This window comes from Tahibacter amnicola, from assembly GCF_025398735.1.
In the GTDB taxonomy this organism is placed as follows: Bacteria; Pseudomonadota; Gammaproteobacteria; order Xanthomonadales; family Rhodanobacteraceae; genus Tahibacter; species Tahibacter amnicola.
In genome coordinates this window covers 761441-778946 of the sequence record NZ_CP104694.1, presented here as the reverse complement: position 1 = coordinate 778946, position 17506 = coordinate 761441, and the positions used below count along the sequence as shown (strand labels likewise).

11 protein-coding genes are annotated in these 17506 nt (G+C 68.2%); 6 read left to right on the top strand and 5 right to left on the bottom strand.

What is annotated here, in order from left to right:
* Positions 1-40: 40 nt before the first annotated feature.
* The 4 genes from N4264_RS03190 to N4264_RS03175 are packed head-to-tail and all read left to right on the top strand — an operon-like array spanning position 41 to position 4644.
* Positions 41-1405: a xanthine dehydrogenase small subunit gene (locus tag N4264_RS03190; RefSeq protein WP_261695631.1), complete on the top strand. Its 1365-nt coding sequence runs from the start codon at positions 41-43 to the stop codon at positions 1403-1405.
* Positions 1402-3750, top strand: coding sequence for a xanthine dehydrogenase molybdopterin binding subunit (xdhB, locus tag N4264_RS03185; protein ID WP_261695630.1), 2349 nt, complete (start codon positions 1402-1404; stop codon positions 3748-3750). The genes N4264_RS03190 and xdhB overlap by 4 nt, the downstream gene beginning before the upstream one ends.
* Positions 3751-3763: 13 nt before the next feature.
* Positions 3764-4465, top strand: a complete 702-nt coding sequence (locus N4264_RS03180; RefSeq protein ID WP_261695629.1) for an XdhC family protein — start codon at positions 3764-3766, stop codon at positions 4463-4465.
* A complete protein-coding gene (locus N4264_RS03175) occupies positions 4462-4644 on the top strand; it encodes an XdhC family protein (RefSeq protein ID WP_261695628.1) in 183 nt (60 codons plus the stop codon). Before N4264_RS03180 ends, N4264_RS03175 begins: the two co-directional genes overlap by 4 nt.
* Here the strand turns inward: N4264_RS03175 and recD are convergent, their stop codons facing one another.
* The 3 genes from recD to recC are packed head-to-tail and all read right to left on the bottom strand — an operon-like array spanning position 4645 to position 13932.
* Entirely contained in the window at positions 4645-6588 is a 1944-nt protein-coding gene (gene recD, locus N4264_RS03170; protein WP_261695627.1) for an exodeoxyribonuclease V subunit alpha, read from the bottom strand.
* On the bottom strand, positions 6581-10243 hold the full coding sequence (gene recB, locus N4264_RS03165) for an exodeoxyribonuclease V subunit beta (protein WP_261695626.1): 3663 nt from the start codon (positions 10241-10243) through the stop codon (positions 6581-6583). Before recB ends, recD begins: the two co-directional genes overlap by 8 nt.
* Positions 10240-13932 (bottom strand): exodeoxyribonuclease V subunit gamma, encoded by a 3693-nt coding sequence (recC, locus tag N4264_RS03160; protein WP_261695625.1) that lies wholly within the window; start codon positions 13930-13932, stop codon positions 10240-10242. The genes recB and recC overlap by 4 nt, the downstream gene beginning before the upstream one ends.
* An 11-nt stretch (positions 13933-13943) precedes the next feature.
* Here recC and N4264_RS03155 point away from each other — a divergent pair, with 11 nt between their 5' ends.
* Positions 13944-14978 (top strand): bifunctional nicotinamide-nucleotide adenylyltransferase/Nudix hydroxylase, encoded by a 1035-nt coding sequence (locus N4264_RS03155; RefSeq protein ID WP_425508306.1) that lies wholly within the window; start codon positions 13944-13946, stop codon positions 14976-14978.
* Between the two features lie 81 nt (positions 14979-15059).
* Entirely contained in the window at positions 15060-16475 is a 1416-nt protein-coding gene (locus N4264_RS03150) for a nicotinate phosphoribosyltransferase (RefSeq protein ID WP_261695623.1), read from the top strand.
* Positions 16476-16546: 71 nt separating this feature from the next.
* Here the strand turns inward: N4264_RS03150 and N4264_RS03145 are convergent, their stop codons facing one another.
* Together N4264_RS03145 and N4264_RS03140 are read right to left on the bottom strand one after the other, a co-directional pair.
* Positions 16547-16975, bottom strand: a complete 429-nt coding sequence (locus N4264_RS03145; RefSeq protein WP_261695622.1) for a TfoX/Sxy family protein — start codon at positions 16973-16975, stop codon at positions 16547-16549.
* Between the two features lie 37 nt (positions 16976-17012).
* The gene (locus N4264_RS03140) at positions 17013-17504 is read right to left on the bottom strand and encodes a free L-methionine (R)-S-oxide reductase MsrC (RefSeq protein ID WP_261695621.1); all 492 of its coding nucleotides are present in this window, start codon (positions 17502-17504) and stop codon (positions 17013-17015) included.
* Between the last annotated feature and the right edge of the window lie 2 nt (positions 17505-17506).

Below are 17506 nucleotides of genomic sequence, written 5' to 3'. Positions count from 1 at the left end.
GCCGGTGTCTTCGGGTGCGGCGCTGCGCTACTCTTTGCCGATGACAAACCGCCCGTTTTTCCACCTCAACGGCCGCGACATTCCGCTGGCAGATACCGATCCGACCGAATCCCTGCTGCGCTGGCTGCGCCGGGCCCATCTCACCGGAACCAAGGAAGGCTGCGCGGACGGTGATTGCGGCGCCTGCACGGTCGCCATCGTCGAATCCGCCGAGGACGGCGGCGCCACGTACCGGGCGGTCAACAGTTGCCTCCTCCCGATGGGCTCGGTACCGGGTCGCCGCGTCGTCACCGTGGAGTCCCTGGCCGACGGCGACACCTTGCACCCGGTGCAGGCGGCGATGGTCCGCTGCGCCGGCTCCCAGTGCGGCTATTGCACGCCGGGCATCGTGATGAGCCTGTTCGCCGGCTACTACAACGGCGAGCTGACGGATATCACCACCGAAGGCAATCTGTGCCGCTGCACCGGCTACCGGCCGATCCGCGCTGCGACCGACGAGCTGGCCGGCGACAGTCGGCCGGATGACGCATTCTGCCGGGCACTGCACGCCGACGTCGGCGGTGCATCCGACCCGATCCCTGCGTTCCACCTGCCGGTCTCGGTCGACCAGGCCATCGCGCTCAAGCGCGACAACCCGCAGGCTGCATGGATCGCCGGCGCCACGGACCTGGGCGTGGCACTCAGCCACGGGCAACCGGTCGCGCCGTCCTTCATCGCGCTCGACCGCATTGCCGCGCTCCGCCATATCGACATCCAGGCAGGCCATGTTCTCATCGGCGCCGGCGTGCCACTGACGACGATCGAGACACAACTGGCCGGCCTGTTTCCCGCGCTCGACCAGATGCTGTACTGGTTTGCCGCGCGCCAGGTGCGCAATCGCGCCACGCTCGGTGGCAACCTCGGTACCGCATCACCGATCGGCGACCTGCTGCCGGTGCTGCTCGCGCTCGACGCCCAGGTGCATTGTGCCGGGCCGGAAGGCGCCCGCACGCTTCCCGTCAGCGACTTCTTCACCGGCTACCGCAAGACGCGCCGCGCCGATGGCGAATTGATCGTCGCGGTAACCCTGCCGCGCCGCAGCGGACTATCTGCCGCGTACAAGGTGGCCAAGCGCCAGACCGACGACATCAGCATCGTCGCCGCTGTATTCGCGCTGGATTTCGACCAGGACATCATCGCCCACGCGCGGCTGGCTTACGGCGGCGTCGCGGCAACTCCCATGCGCGCCACCGCGGTGGAGGAGTTCCTGCTCGGCAGAACGCTCGACACTGACACCGTTGCCGAAGCCTGCCGCCGACTGGAGTCGGTGTTCACCCCGCTGGATGATCATCGTTCCAGCGCCGCGTACCGTCGTCGGCTGTGCGGCAGCCTGTTCGCGAAATTCGTGCAGGAGCACTGCCGATGAACCTGCGCCACGAAAGCGCCGTGGGCCACGTGACCGGCCGCGCGGTGTACACCGATGAACAGCACGAACCGACCGGCTTGCTGAGCCTGTATCCCGTGCAGGCGCCACATGCCCATGCGCGAATTGTCGCGATGGACGCAACCGCCGCACTCGCCCTGCCGGGCGTCATCCGCGTGCTGACCGCCGCGGACATCCCCGGCGAGAACGACACCGGCCCGATCCTCCATGACGAGCCGCTGATTCCGCGCGATGTGGTGCTGTTCCATGGCCAGGCCGTGGCCTGGGTGGTGGCCACCAGTGAGCGCATCGCTCAACAGGCAGCGCGGGCGGTGAAAGTGGAGTACGAGCCGCTCCCGCCCGTCCTGGATATCGAGACGGCCATCGCGCAGTCGTCCTTCCACCTGCCACCCGCCGTGGTCGCCCGCGGCGATGCCGCCGCGGCCATGGACCTGGCACCGCATCGTCTGAGCGGTGAGCTGCACATCGGCGGGCAGGACCATTTCTACCTGGAAACACAGGCGAGCTGGGCCCACGTCGACTCGGAGGGACTGGTGCAGGTGACCTCCTCCACCCAGCATCCGACCGAGACACAGATCATCGTCGCGCGCGTGCTGGGATTGCCGTCAAACCGCGTGGTGTGCAAGAGCCTGCGCATGGGCGGCGGATTCGGCGGCAAGGAAACCCAGGCCAATCCCTATGCGGCCGTCGCGGCCCTTGCGGCGTTCCGCACGGGCAAACCCGTGCGCATCAAGCTCGGCCGCAGCGCCGACATGCAGCTGACCGGAAAGCGCCATCCCTTCCTGGCCCGCTACGAGGTGGGGTTTGATGACGACGGGCTGCTCAAGGCGCTGATCGTCACCCTGTACGCCAACGGTGGCTGGAGCGCCGACCTGTCGCCGCCGGTACTGATGCGCGCCATGGTACATGTGGATAATGCCTATTACACACCGCACGTCCATATCACCGGCCTGATCGCCCGGACGCACCTGGCCTCCAACACGGCGTTCCGCGGCTTCGGCGGCCCCCAGGGCATGCTGGTGGGCGAGGAGATCCTCGACCGTGTGGCGCGTTACCGCCAGCTACCGCCGGAAACGGTGCGCGAGCGCAATCTCTACCGGCCGGACGAAACACCCGCGCGCAATGACACGCCCTACGGGCAGCCGGTCGTGGACAACCACCTGCCGCAGCTGTGGGCGCAGTTGCGCCGCGACAGCCACTTCGACCAGCGCCGCCGGCAGATCGACGAATTCAACCGCAGCCATGCGCATGTCCGGCGTGGCCTGGCGATCACGCCGGTCAAGTTCGGCATCTCGTTCAACAAGACCGAATACAACCAGGCCGGCGCGCTGGTCCACATTTACGCCGACGGCAGCGTGCAGCTCAATCACGGCGGCACCGAGATGGGTCAGGGCCTGCACACCAAGATGCTGGCCGTCGCCAGTCGCGCGCTGGGCGTTCGCGTCGACACGATCCAGATCATGGTGACCAGCACGGACAAGGTGCCCAACACCTCCGCGACGGCCGCCAGCAGCGGGTCGGACCTTAACGGCCAGGCCGTCAAGGCGGCCTGCGAAACCCTGCTCGAACGCCTGGCGCCTGTCGCCGCGACCATGCTTGGCACAACGCCCGACGACGTCGTCTTCTCCGAAGATCACGCACGCCGCCAGTCGGACGCCAGCGTCGCGGTACCGTTCAGCGAGGTGACGCGCGCCGCCTACTCCGCGCGCGTCAGCCTGTCCGCCACCGGCTACTACCGCACCCCGGTGATCCACTGGGACCCCAAGCGCGGCCACGGCCATCCGTTCTACTACTACGCCTTCGGCGCCGCTGTCAGCGAAGTGGAAGTCTGCGGTTTTACGGGTGTATACACGCTGCGGCAAGTCGATCTGCTGCACGATGTCGGCGATTCGCTGGCGGAAACGATCGACCGCGGCCAGATTGAAGGCGGCTTCGTCCAGGGCATGGGTTGGCTGACATGCGAGGAACTGCGCTGGAGCGCGGCCGGAAAGCTGCTGACCGACGCGCCCAGCACGTACAAGATCCCCACGATCGGCGAGGTGCCGCGGGAGTTCCACGTCACCCTGTTCAAGCGCTCCCGCACACCGACCACCCAGGTGATTTTCGGCAGCAAGGGCGTCGGCGAACCGCCGCTGATGCTGGCGATCAGTGTGCGCGAAGCGCTGCGCGACGCAGTCGCTGCCTTCGGCGACGCACGCGCCGTGCCGCTGGCCTCGCCGGCGACACCCGAAGCAGTGGCGGATGCGATCGCAGCGGTGCGCACGCCAGACCCCGCCCACTCCTCCCCGGAAGCGCCCGTGCCGGCTGGCGCCGCATCCGGATCGTAGGCGGGAGCACGGATTGGACGAACGACTTTTCGGCCGGCTCGGTGAATGGCTGGCCCACGGGCCCGTCGTCGTGGCGACAGTGCTGCAGACGCGCGGAGCAACTCCCCGCAAAGGCGGCAGCCGCATGCTGGTCACGGCCGCGAGCCAGTCCTTCAGCATCGGCGGCGGCGAGGCGGAAGCGCGTGTCATCGCAGCGGCCCGGCGACTGCTGGCCGATAACGGCGACCGGGCGCCGGTCGAGATCGATCTCTCCGGCCGCCCCGATGCCGCAGGCGTCTGCGGTGGCAGCATGCAGCTGGCCTTGCGTCGCTGGTCGGGGCCGACCGATCGGGAGCGTGCCGAAACCATCTTCCGGCAATTGCGCGCCGGCAATACAGTCACCCTCGGCGAGACCGACATCGGGCACGCCGGCGCCACCAGCCGCACCCGGCCGGACGAACGCCTGCTCATCGCCGGCGGCGGGCACTGCGGTGTCGCGCTGTACGAGATGGCGCGCCACCTCGACTTCGACATCTGGATATTCGATCCGCGCGATGCGTGCTTCGCCGACGGCGACTTCCGCGACGCGCACGTGTTGAGCGGCGACTACGTGCAACTGGCCACGGCGCTCGACACGACGCGCCCGGTGTACGCGGTGCTGCTCAACCGCGACTTTCCCACCGACGTGGCAACACTGGAGGTGCTTGCGTCGAAGCCCCCGCATTCGTTGGCATGATGGGCAGCCGCAAACGGGTCGGCGCCGTGCTGGAGGCGCTCGGCGAACGCGCTGCTGCTTTCGCACAGCTCCACGCACCGGTCGGCCTGCCTATCCAGGCGCAAACGCCGCATGAGATCGCGGTCAGCATCCTCGCGCAGCTGGTGGCGGAACGTCGGCGGAAAGAGACAGATACCTGATCAGGCGCCGAAGCGTCCGGCCAGCCCGGACGTGCGTTCCACCTGTCGCCCGATCGCCTGGACCAGCGCGTCTTCACCGGCAATCAGGCTGAAACGGCGGCGCGCACGCGTTACCGCCGTATAGACCAGTTCACGCGTCACCACGGGGCTGTGCTGCCCGGGAAGCACCAGCGCCACATGGTGGAATTCCGAACCTTGCGACTTGTGTACCGTCATCGCGTACACCGTCTCCACGGCCTCCAGGCGGCTGGGCGGCACGAAACGGATGCGCCGTTCACCCTCGGCGCTGGTGGTGGCGAACGCCACACGCAGCGCCGCGCGACCGGCCGGATCGGTCACCCGCAGCGTGACGCCCAGATCACCGTTCATGAGCCCCAGGGCGTAATCATTGCGCGTGAGCATCACCGGGCGCCCCTCGTACCAGCCGCGATCAACCGGAATATGCCCGGCCGCCTGCAGTGCGGCCGCGATACGCGCGTTCAGGCCCGCAACGCCAGCCTCGCCGTGACGCACGGCACAGACAATCTGGAATGCGCTGCGCGCCGCCAGAACCTCTTCGGCCCACTGCGCATAGGCCGCGGTCGCCGCATCCGCCCCGGGCCTGCGCTCCTGCAGAACACGCAGGTAGTGGCCAAAGCCATCGTCACCGGCACCGCCATCGACCGCGTAGCGGATGATCGCGGCATCCGCATCGCCCCGCCCGGCGAGCCAGCGCACGGCAGCGGCCGCTGCCGGCGCACGCAGTACCTCCGTTGCGGCGGCCGCGTCGCCGCGATTGACCGCGGCGGCGAGCCGGCCAATTTCGCTGTGCTCGCCGAAACGGTGGCTTTCGCGCAGCATCACCACGTGCTGGTCCAACGCGGTTCCCGCACCGGCGAACGCGTCGATGGGTTCTCCCGCGACCCGTTCCACCGCGGCGATCGTATCGGGCCAGTAGCGGCCGGCTGCCGCGTTCCGGCACAGATCACCCAGCACCGCGCCGGCTTCCACGGATGCCAGCTGGTCCTTGTCACCCAGCAGGATGAGCCGGGCGTCCGGCGGCAGCGCATCGAGCAGGGCCGCCATGGTTTCCAGGTCGACCATCGACGCCTCGTCGACGATCAGCACATCGACATGCAGCGGATTGCCACGGTGGTGCCGCGGCCGGCGTTGGTCGGGGCGGCTGCCCAGCAGGCGGTGTACGGTGGAGACATCCGCCGGAATCGCCTGGCGGACCTCCGGTGAGATCGGCAACACCTCGACCTGGGCTGCAATCGATTCTTTCAGCCGCGCGGCGGCCTTGCCAGTCGGTGCTGCCAGACGGATTCGCAGGCGCTGCCCGGCGCCTGCCAGTGCTGCCGTCTGCAGCAGGGCGATCAGGCGCACCACGGTGGTCGTCTTGCCGGTACCCGGGCCGCCGGTGATGACACAGAACGCGCTTTGCGCCGCGATGGCGCAGGCGACCTTCTGCCAGTTCACCGTTGCGATGGCGGCAGCCGGGTAAAGGCGCTGCAACTCATCCTGCGCGGTCTGTGGCATGGGCAACCAGCGGCCGGTGCGCACGCCGATCGCGGCCGCCACCTGGCATTCATGGTCCCAGTAGCGCTTCAGGTAGAGCCGTTCTCCATCGAGCACCAGCAGGGCGCGTCCGTCGGCCTGCGCAGACGCCACTGCCGGGGAGGCGAGCAGGCGTTCCTGCCAGTGGCGCGTCGTCATTCCCGCGGGCAGCGCCGGCAGTACATAGGCCAGCGCGTCGTCCGGCGTCGCCGGTGCTTCGAGCGCAGGCAGGAACAGACAGGTGTGGCCCTCACCCAGGCGCTGGCTGCACAGCGCGGCCGCCGCGACGACCGCATCGTCGCAGCCAGGGTCGATTTCCACGACGAAACGCGCGAACGCGCGGTCCAGGGGACGCAGCGCCCCTTCCGCCACGGCGGTATCCATCGCGCGCCACAGGGTCTCACGCATCAGCCGCTCCCGCGCCGGCGAAGAGCCGGTCCATGTGCTCGATCAACGCCCGCGGGGGGCGTTCCCGGTGCACGCCATGACCGGCCGTATCGACACCGCGCAGGAACAGGTACATCGCACCACCCACGTGACGGTCGTAGTCGTAGTCCGGCAGGCGCGCCCGCAGCTGGCGATGCAGTGCGAGGATGTAGAGGCAGTACTGCATATCGTAGCGATTGACCAGGATCGCCTGGCGCAGCGTCGCGGCGTCGTAGGCAGCCGCATCGGGGCCGAGCCAGTTGGACTTGTAGTCGACGACGTAGTATCGGCCGGCATGGCAGAACACCAAGTCGATGAAACCCTTGAGCAGGCCATTGAGGCGATCCGGTTCGAGCGGCGGGCGTGCCTGCGCGTCCAGCGTCGCCTGCGTGACCAGCCGGTCCAACCGGGCCACGTCCACCTGCGCCGCCTCGAACCAGAATTCCAGTTCCGCCTGGTAGTGCGTCATCGGCAATGCAGCCAGACTGACCGTACCCTCGGCGCAGGCCAGTGGAACGGTCAGGAAGTACTGCATCCACCGCGACAGCGCACCGATCCAGGGCGCCAGACCACGCCGCTGGCAGCGGCGCGCAATGGTCTGGGTCAGCAGTGCGGTGTCCGACAGGCTTTGGGCAAATCCCTGTTGCGCCGACCACTCGAGCAGGCCATGCAGGAAAGTACCGGGCGCCGCCCCGCGCGGAAACGCAGCAAGCGGCGCGAGTTGCTCTGAAATGGCCTCAGCGAGCGGTACCAGGTCGTGCACACGCTCGGCCAGCACGGCCTGGCCGGCGGTTTCCGGTTCGCCCGGCGTGTGCGCGCTGTCGCTTCCGGCCAGGCGCAGTGCGCTGTAGCTGGCGATCCACCACCGCGGCGGCGGCGCTCCCCGGTACGGCCGGGCCAACGCCAGCGTGACCGGTGCCGGCACCTGCGGCCGCGTGCCATCACTGCCCGGCGGCTCGCCGACGACCATGCCGGACTGCCCTTCCGCAAGACGCGCCAGCAGGCTGGCGAGCTCGCCAGCTGCAATCGCCTCACCGCCCTTGAGCAGGTATCCCACGGCGGATTTGTGCAGTTGCGAGACCTTGGCATTGCCCATGCGAAGCGCCGCAACGCCGATCCAGCAGGCGAAACTGGCGCGCGTCACAGCGACGTAGAGCAGGCGCAGTTCTTCCTGGAGACGTTCACGGTCGGCACGACGCCGCGACACCTCGTCCAGCGACACATCCAGGTGCAAGCGCCCATCCGCTCCGTGCCAGGCGTACCACACGGTGCGGCGCGGGCCCGACGCGCCGACCTCGCGGAAATTGCACGCGAACGGCAGAAACACCAGGGGGTATTCCAGTCCCTTGGACTTGTGCACGGTGACGAGCTTGAGCAGGCCCGCATCGCTTTCCAGCCGCAGCAGCGCGGCGTCACCGGCCACATCACCTGCGATGGTCTCGCGCAGATGACGAACCAGTGCCCCCTCGCCATCGAGCGTGACGGAGGCTTCCTGCAGCAGTTCGGCCAGATGCAGCACATTGGTCAGCGCCCGTTCGCCACCGGCGCGCGCCAGGCAGCGCGCGGGGACATCGAATTCATGCAGCAATGCGGTCAACATGGCGAGCACGCCGGCGCTGCGCCACACCTGCTGGTAGCGCCGAAAACGTTCCAGCTGCTGTTCCCAGGCCGCTTCGTCGTGGTTGAGTGCATCCAGCTGCGACCAGGGCAGGTCCAGCGTGGCGGTGGCCAGCGCGGAACGCAGCCGGCGCTCCTCGCCTGGCTCTGCGCAGGCACCCAGCCAGGTCAGCACGTCGGCCGCTTCCGCGGTGTCGTACACGCTGTCGCGATCGGACAGGTAGACGCTGCGCAGGCCGGCCCGGTCCAGGGCGGCACGCATCACGCGTGCCTCGCCGACGTCGCGGACCAGGATAGCGATATCCGCCGGCCGCAGCGGCGCGAATGCCGCGGGCGCTGCGAAACCGCAGCGCCCGGCGGCCGCCAGGGACAGCAGGCGGGCAACCTCTGCCGTCGTCGCCGCGGCCATGACGTCCATGTAACGTGCCTTCCCCGGCGCGTCATCGGGCGCATGCAGCCACAGGTGCATGGCCGGTACCGGATTGCCGTCGATCACCAGTGCGCTGGCGCGACCGGCCGCGTCAACCGGATGAAATGGCAGGCCGTGCCCGGCCGCGCCAAAGGCGAACGGACCGTCCGGCCACTGCATGCCGTGTTCGAACAGGCGGTTCACCGCACCGACCAGGGGCGCCGTCGAGCGGAAGTTGGTACTCAAGGTGTAGCGCGGTTGCTCGGCGCTTTCGCGGGCCGCCAGGTAGGTGTGGATGTCCGCGCCGCGGAAGCTGTAGATCGCCTGCTTCGGATCACCGATCAGCAGCAGCGCGGCCGACGGATGGTTGCCGTAGATGCCATGGAACAGGCGCCATTGCACCGCATCGGTATCCTGGAATTCATCGACCAGCGCGACCGGATACTGCGCGGCAATGGCCACCGCCAGTCGCCCGGTGATATCGCGGCTGACCGCCAGTTCCAGACGGCGTTTCACGTCGTCAAAGCCCAGCGTCGCCCGCCGCCGCTTGGCCGCGATGATGCGTTCGCGGACACGATCGACGGCATGCGCCACCAGCACGCCCTGAAGGTCAAGGCATTGCGCCACGGCCGTGCGCAACGTCCCGACCGCCGCCAGCGCCGCTGGCCATTCGACGGGACCGTCGTCCTTGAGCGCGTTGCGGATACCGTCGACCGTGAGCCGTTCCCAGGCCGACTCGGTCAAGGCAGGCGCTACCGGCGCGGCGTCCTCCGCCCAGGCCCGCAGCCGCGACAGCCATTCGGTGTAGCGCGAGGGCTTGAGCCGCGCACCATTGATCCGCTGGGCGGCCACCAGCCCATCGAGGAACGCCTGCAACGCCTCGACCTGTGCGGCGCATTCGCGCTTGTGGCGGTGCAGCGAGCCGGCCATCGCCGTCATCACTTCGCGCAAGGAGCCCCCAAGCGGGATCGAAGGGTCGATGCCGGTCAGCTGCGCGTTGTCGGTACGGCGGCCCAGCGCGTTCCGGAGCAAGCCCGCCAGCGCATCGGGCGTTTCCACCGTGCCGACCAGCCAGGCCGCCTGGTGCGTATCCAGCGCGTACGCCTCGCTGCGCCAGTAGTCGCGCGTCGCCTCGACAATCAGTTCCGACTCGTCCTCGACCAGATCGAAGTCGAACGGGCTGCCGCTGCCGATTGCAAACTGCGACAACATGCGCTGGCTCCAGGCGTCGATCGTGTAGATCGCCGCCTCGTCCATCCACTGCGCGGCCAGTTCCAGCCGCGCGGCCGCCGTCGCGCGGGCGGCGGCGTCGGACTGGGTCGCCAGCAATGCCTGCAGGAAGGGTTCGACGGCCGCGCCGCTCCGGAACACGGCCGCCGCTTCCACCAGGCGGGCGCGAATGCGCTCGCGCAACTCCGCCGTCGCCGCACGGGTGAACGTGACAACCAGGATCTGCGGCGGCAGCAGCGGCCCGTCGCAGCCGTGGCCAAGCACCAGACGCAGATAGAGCGCGGCGATGGTCCAGGTCTTGCCGGTGCCCGCGCTGGCCTCGATAAGGCGGACGCCGCGCAGGGGAAACGTCATCGGATCCAGCGGTTGCGGCACGCTCATGCGACTTCCGCCCATTGCAGCCGTTCAAACAGGGGCCGGTAGATCCCCAGCCAGGCTTCAAACCCCTGCCGCAGCAGAGCCTCGAACTCGGGAAAGCTGCGCGCCAGGTACGGGTCTTCTTCGCATTCCCCGCGTGATCCGTCGTAGCTGCTGCGGTTGTAGCGCAGTGCGGCGGCTACTGCGGCATCGCCCTCGCCCTTGGCCGCAGCGGCGAGCCAGGCGAACGCCGTCTTGCAGGCCAGCGGCAGGGGCGCGCGCATGCCAAGGCGCATCGCTGCCAGCAGATCATTCAGCAACGCCTGCGCCACGGCCTGCGGCAGCGGCTCCAGGCACGCCGAACGATCCGGCGCCACCAGCTGCGAGGTGAAGGCAAGGCCTGCAGCGTGCGCCACGAGGTGGGTCGTCCAGGCCTGCGCCAGGTTGGCATATCGCGGCTGCCGGCTGCGGTCGCACAGGTCTGCTATCAGGCAGACCACGCGGACCGTTTCACCCGTCACGTCGGAACGCAGGTCGGACACCCAGTCTTCGATCAGGAGGTCGCCGCATGGAATCGTGAGTTCCCGGCGCGGCTGCGGCACCGGCCAGCGCGCCAGGGCTGCGCGAAAACGCGCGTGCACCCCGCCGGCACGCTGTAACGGCACCGCCAGCGCCAGCTCTCCGAACGCCGCGAGCGGCAGGATGCCGTTGGCGCGCAGGCGGTCCGACTCGCGCCGGATAGCGGCATCGCCGCTGGCTTCGTCCGGCGCCTGCAGGGCCGCGCCGACCAGATGCGCGGCAAGGCGGTGGTCGTCCAGCGCATCGAGCGCGAAGGGCTCGTTGTCGTCGGCAATATCGACGGGGGTTTCGAAGTACACCTTCAGGCGCTGCTGGAAGAACTGCCGTACCGGGCGGCGCAGGAAGGCGCCCAACGTCGTCAGCGTCAGCGATGCCTCCGGCACCCACTCGGGCAAAAGGTCGCCGGCGGGGTGTTGGGTGGCGCTGTGCGCCTGGCGCCATTCGGCGGCATAGGTGAACAGGCGGCTGTCGCTACCGTCGAAATAGCGCACGCTGAACGGCTGCAGCGGATGTTCGACGGTCAGTGCCGCCAGCACCTGCGCGCCCGCGTCAGACGCGTCCGGCGCGTGGCCGTCGCAGTACCAGCCCGATACCAGGTGATCGCGCAGCTGACCGACCAGCACCGAGGGCGGTCGCTCGCTGTTGTCGCGCACGCTGCGCCCCACCCAGGACAGGTGCAGCGCCTCGCGCGAGGACAGCAGCGCTTCGAGAAACAGATAGCGGTCGTCCTCGCGCCGGGAGCGGTCGCCCGGACGATAGAGGCGGGCATCGCCCATCAGGTCGAAGTCCGATGGCTGCCGCTGGCGCGGATAGTCGCCGTCGTTCATGCCCAGGAGCGCGATCACGCGGAACGGGATCGCGCGCATCGGCATCAGGGTGGCAAAAACCACGCCCCCGCCGAGGAAGCGCTGCGAAAGGCCGCGCTCATCCAGCGCCGACAGCCAGCTTTCGCGCACCACCGCCAGCGGCAAGGCCTGCTCCAGCGCCGCCGCGGCCGTGGCCTCCTGCCAGGCGTCGAGGCTGTCCTGCAGACGTTCCAGTTCCAGCAGTTCCTCATCCTCCCGGGGATCGAAAAAGTCCCTGAGCAGGCCGTGCAGGCTCACCGCCCATTCGGCGGGCGTCGCCTCGCGCCGCAGGAGCTGCCAGTAGTGGCGCAGGGTGTTGACGAGGTCGGCCAGGATGCCGACGAGGGGGGCCTGGAGCCCGCCGATCTCCGCGTAGGGATCGATCGCCAGTCCGATGTCCGCGTCGCCCACGGCATAGCCCAGCAGCATCCGGCGCAGACCAAACTGCCAGGTGTTTTCGCCGCGGGCCGGCAGTCCGAGCGACTCGCGCTGCGTGGCGTCCAGGCCCCAGCGGATGCCGGCTTCGTGAATCCAGCGCCGCAACGTCGGCAGGGCTTCATCGTCCAGCCCGAACCGCCGGCGCAGGGCGGGCACGTCGAGCAGGTCGCACAGTTCGGTCGCCCCCAGGCGCAGATCCGGCAGTGACAGCAGCCTTTCCAGCGCGATCAGGGCTGGCGAGCTGCCGCGCGACTGCTGGTCCGCGACGGTAAACGGAATATGGCGCGGATCCGATGCGGCATGACGGCCAAACACCGCGCGAATGGCGGATGCGTAGGTGGCGATGTCCGGCACCATCACCATGATGTCGCGGGGATGCAGGGGTGTGCCGGCGTCGGCCGCCGCCTGCATGCGCGCCAGCAGCGCATCGTGGAGGATCTCCACTTCGCGCTGCGCGCTGTGGGCCACGTGGAAAGTGATCGAATCGTCGCCGCGGAGAATTGCTGTCTTGTCAGTAGCAACGGTCGGCGACGGCGTCAGGTCCAGGATCCCCTGCTGCACCTGCTCCAGCACGGTGCGCCCCGGCGTATCGCCGAAAAGATCGATTTTCTGCCCCCAGGCCGAGAACCGCTCGCGGTAGTGTTCCGGCGTATCGAGGCGGTCGAGCAGGCGCAGGTAGTCACGGCCGTGCTTGCCCCACGCCGCCAGCAGGCTGTGGGAGTGGAGATGCAGCTGGGACGGATCGAGCGTTGCGGGCCTGCCCGGCTTGATCACCTGCCGGCGGCGTTCCCCGGCCACCCATTCGCGCTGGTCGACGATGTCGGCCCAGTAGTAGCGGCACGGATTGGCGACAACGACCAGCACCTGGGTGAAGCGCGCCAGTGCCGCGAGCGTCGCGAGCACCTGCTGCGGCAGGGACGAGATCCCGAACACGGTCACGCGCCGCGGCAGCGCAGCCGGGCGTTCGGGCAGCGACTGTACCGCGTCGACAAAACGCTGGTGCAGCGCCCCGCGGTGCAGGGTCGCCGCCTTGCCACCGACATCCGCCAGCACGCTGCGCCACAGCGCCGGTTGCCAGCGTTGCAGCTCCGGGATCTTCTGCGGGCGGCCGCGATCATCGCGCAGCAGGTCGTGGCCGGCCCCCCAGTCGACCAGCCAGTCCGCCCGGTAGACCTGGTACTGGTCGAACAGGTCGGCAATCCGCCCGGCCAGCTGGTAGCGCTTGGTCAGATCCGTATCGTCCGCCAGGTAGCGTCGCAGCGTCTCGTACACCGGCTTGTGCAGGTGGGCGCCGATCAGGCGCAGCAGGCGCCAGACCAGCCGTTCCTTGTCGAATTCGGAGTGTTCCGGGAGACCGGCACCGAGCACGGCACGGTACGCGCTCCACACGAAGCGCCCCGGCAGCTGCACGTCAATGGCGGCGGCAATACCCATGCCGCCGTCGGTGACATCGCGCGCCAGCGCGGCCTTGAACCACTGCGCGATGCCATTGCTCTGCACGAGCACGACTTCGTTCTCCAGCGGACGCAACGGTTCGCGCCGCAACCACAGCGACAGCACATCGCGCAGATCCTCCAGCCGGTTGCCGTGAAGCACCATCAGGCCAGGCAGGATTGCGTCGCTGGGTTCGGTCATCGTCTCTCCTGGACGGCACAGCTTCCGGGGGCCGAAACGGCCGGCGCCGAATGATAGGGCTTTTGGCGCCGGGCCCACGCGGCATCGGCCAGAAGGCCCGATCGCAAGAAATCGTGACGTCCCTGGCGAATCGGCACGTGCGCACTTGCCAAGACTTATGCTCATTCGTAGCATAAGTCCGGCGATGGGATAGACCCGCCGCTTTCTTCCTGCCATGAGGGGTGCTCATGCGCTTTGACTACCTGGTTTTCATCGGCCGGTTCGAGCCGTTCCACAACGGCCATCACGCGGTCGTCCGGCATGCCCTGGGGCTGGCCGCCAAGGTCATCATCCTCGTCGGATCCGCCGGCAAGCCACGCTCCACACGCAATCCCTGGAACGCCAACGAACGCGAAGTCATGATCCGCGCCGCCGTCGGCGCCGAGGCGGACCGCCTGCTGATTCGCCCGCTCTCGGATCACCTGTACAACGAAACCGCCTGGATCAGCCTCGTGCAGCGCCAGGTCGCCGCGGCCATCGCCGACGACGGCGGTGCGGCCGACGCCCGTGTCGGCCTGGTCGGCCGCGACAAAGACGCCTCCAGCTATTACCTGCGCGAGTTCCCACAATGGGAATTGTGCAATGTTCAGCATTGCGAGGTTCTGTCAGCCACCGAGATCCGCGACCATCTCTTCAGCGCCGACGAGGGCGGGCAGCTGCTGATCAAGGCCAATGTGCCGCCGCCGGTCGCCGCCATGCTCGAGGCCTTCCGGCGTACACCCGGCTATGCCCAGTTGTCGCGCGAGTTCACTTTCCTCAAGAACTATCGCAAGGCCTGGGATTCGGCCCCCTATCCGCCGACCTTCGTCACCGTGGACGCGGTCGTGGTGTATTCGGGCCATCTCCTGCTGGTGCGCCGCGGTGCCGAACCCGGCAAGGGCCTGTGGGCCTTGCCCGGCGGCTTCCTGGGCCAGGACGAACACCTGATCGACGCCGCGCTGCGCGAACTGCGCGAGGAAACGCGGCTGAAGATTCCGGCGCCGGTGCTCAAGGGATCGCTCAAGGCGCAGCGCGTGTTCGATCACCCGGATCGCTCCACCCGCGGCCGCACCATCACCCACGCCTTCCACTTCGAGTTCGCCTCGGGCGACCTGCCGCCGGTACGCGGCAGCGACGATGCGGACAAGGCCGGATGGATGCCCATTGCCGAGGCACTGGCGCTCGAAGAGCAGTTCTTCGAAGACCACTACCATATCGTGCAACACTTCCTCGGCGTCGCCTGAGGAACCCCGCGACGCGCGGCCGCATTGCCGCGCCGGATCCGGATAGACCGGCTCTGCCCCCTCTGCGGAAGGAGTTTCCGTATGCGCCACCTCCAGAACCTCATCCTCAACACCGACAGCTACAAGGCCAGCCACTGGCTGCAGTACCCGCCGGGCACCGACGCGACCTACTTTTACGTCGAATCGCGCGGCGGACTGTACGAGCGCACCGTGTTCTTCGGACTGCAGGCCATCCTCAAGGAATACCTGGCAACCCCGATTACCCACGCAATGGTCGACGAGGCGCGCGATTTCTACGCCGCCCACGGCGAGCCCTTCAACGAGAGCGGCTGGCGCCACATCGTCGATCGGTTCAACGGGCGCCTGCCGCTGCGCATTCGCGCAGTGCCGGAAGGCACCGTCGTCCCCACCCACCACGCCCTGGTGACGATCGAGTCGACCGACGCGCAGTGCTGCTGGCTGCCCAGCTACCTGGAAACGCTGCTGCTACGCTTGTGGTACCCAGTGACGGTGGCCACGCAGAGCTGGCACCTCAAGCAGCTGATCCGCCAGTATCTGGATCTTTCCAGCGATGATCCGGCCGGCCAGATCGCCTTCAAGCTGCACGATTTCGGCGCACGTGGCGTATCCAGCGCCGAATCCGCGGGACTTGGCGGCGCAGCGCACCTGGTCAACTTCATGGGTACGGATACGGTATCGGGCGTGCTGACGGCGCGCGCCTACTATGGCGAAGCCATGGCCGGCTATTCGATTCCGGCCGCCGAACATTCGACCATCACCAGCTGGGGCCGGGAACGCGAGGTCGATGCCTACCGCAACATGCTGCGCCAGTTCGCCAAGCCCGGCGGACTGGTGGCGGTCGTGTCAGACAGCTACGACATCTTCAAGGCGATCCGCGAACACTGGGGCACCACCCTGCGCGAGGAAGTCATCCGCAGCGGCGCCACCGTGGTGGTGCGGCCCGATTCGGGCGAGCCGGTCGATGTCGTTCACCAGTGCCTGGGGCTGCTGGATGAAGCCTTCGGCCATACCGTCAACGCCAAGGGGTACCGCGTACTGCAGCACGTGCGGCTGATCCAGGGCGACGGCATCAATCCCAACAGCATCCGCGCGATCCTCGAGCGCATCACCAAGGCCGGCTACAGCGCCGAGAACGTCGCCTTCGGCATGGGCGGCGCCCTGCTCCAGGGCATCAACCGCGACACGCAGAAGTTCGCGCTGAAGTGTTCGGCCGCGCGTATCGACGGCGCCTGGCTGGATGTGTTCAAGGCGCCCGTGACCGATCCGGGCAAGTTGTCCAAGCGGGGCCGACTGGTGCTGCTGCACCACCGGGAATTTGGCAGCTACCGCACCGTTGCGGTGCCCGACGCGCTGGCGCGCGTGGAGGATTACCTGCCCGAGCCGGGCTGGGAACACGCCATGGTCACCGTCTGGGAGGACGGCGCGCTCGTACAGGACTGGACCTTCGCGCAGGTGCGCGAGCGCAGCAACGCCTGAAACCACACCGGCGCCCCGGCTGAGCGACCGGACGGACCGGTGCGTGTCACCACGACCCGCACCGGTCCGGATCAATCAAAGTCGCGGGAGGTTCCGGTGATCTCGCGCACGCCGCTGTCGCCGTCACCAAAACCGTCGCTTTCCTCGCGCGCCGGGCTGTCTTCGCCGCCGCTCTCGACGCCCGATCCGTCGCGCTGCGCCGAACGCGCGGCAGCCTTGTCCCAGCGGTTCTTGATCGGGTTTGCCGTCTCGGCGGCTTCGGCCGCCGTCACCAGGCCCTGCTTGGTGGCTTCGGGCAAGTCCGCCCAGTGGCAATCATCCAGCGCACCCTGCATGGCATAGAGCAGGTTGAGACTGGGACGGAAACCGGCGCGCTTCACTTTCATGAAGGCTTCGATCGGGCCGACACGACGCAGGTCCTCGAGCGTGCGCACACCGACCTGGCGCAACCAGGCGGCGGATTTCGGACCAACGTTACGGATCTTGTCAGTACTGGCCATGGTGCTCCGGTAAATCGCTATCGAAAGACAGGACGGCTCAGGCGTCCGCGAGGGATGCCAGGAAGACGTCGCACAGCCGTTCCATGCCGATGCGGTCTTCTTCGTCGAAACGCTCCGGCAAGGGACTGTCGACGTCCCACACGCCGACCAGACGCTCGCCGCGATACAGCGGGACGACAATTTCCGAGCGTGATGCCGCATCGCAGGCGATATGCCCCGGAAAGGCATGCACATCGGGTACCACCTGGGTCTGCCGCGTTGCCGCGGCCGTACCGCAGACACCCTTGCCCAGGGGGATGCGGACGCAGGCAGGCTTGCCCTGGAACGGGCCGACGACCAGTTCCTGGCCATCGAAGAAGTAAAAACCGCTCCAGTTCAGGCCGGGCAGGCTGTTGAACACGAGCGCTGAGAAGTTGGCCGCATTGGCGACACGGTCGTGTTCGCCGTGGAGCAGGCCCTGCATCTGTTCGGCCAGGGCGAGGTAGAGCTCCGCCTTGGTGGTCGCCGTGATCGGCGCAGCGTCAAACATGG

What these genes read in the sequence shown, in the direction of transcription:
- N4264_RS03190 (WP_261695631.1), top strand. Translation starts at nt 41, where the DNA reads ATGACAAACCGCCCGTTTTTCCACCTCAACGGCCGCGACATTCCGCTG.
- xdhB (WP_261695630.1), top strand. Translation starts at nt 1,402, where the DNA reads ATGAACCTGCGCCACGAAAGCGCCGTGGGCCACGTGACCGGCCGCGCG.
- N4264_RS03175 (WP_261695628.1), top strand. Translation starts at nt 4,462, where the DNA reads ATGATGGGCAGCCGCAAACGGGTCGGCGCCGTGCTGGAGGCGCTCGGC.
- recD (WP_261695627.1), bottom strand. Translation starts at nt 6,588, where the DNA reads ATGCGTGAGACCCTGTGGCGCGCGATGGATACCGCCGTGGCGGAAGGG.
- recB (WP_261695626.1), bottom strand. Translation starts at nt 10,243, where the DNA reads ATGAGCGTGCCGCAACCGCTGGATCCGATGACGTTTCCCCTGCGCGGC.
- recC (WP_261695625.1), bottom strand. Translation starts at nt 13,932, where the DNA reads ATGGCAGGAAGAAAGCGGCGGGTCTATCCCATCGCCGGACTTATGCTA.
- N4264_RS03155 (WP_425508306.1), top strand. Translation starts at nt 13,944, where the DNA reads ATGCGCTTTGACTACCTGGTTTTCATCGGCCGGTTCGAGCCGTTCCAC.
- N4264_RS03150 (WP_261695623.1), top strand. Translation starts at nt 15,060, where the DNA reads ATGCGCCACCTCCAGAACCTCATCCTCAACACCGACAGCTACAAGGCC.
- N4264_RS03145 (WP_261695622.1), bottom strand. Translation starts at nt 16,975, where the DNA reads ATGGCCAGTACTGACAAGATCCGTAACGTTGGTCCGAAATCCGCCGCC.
- N4264_RS03140 (WP_261695621.1), bottom strand. Translation starts at nt 17,504, where the DNA reads ATGTTTGACGCTGCGCCGATCACGGCGACCACCAAGGCGGAGCTCTAC.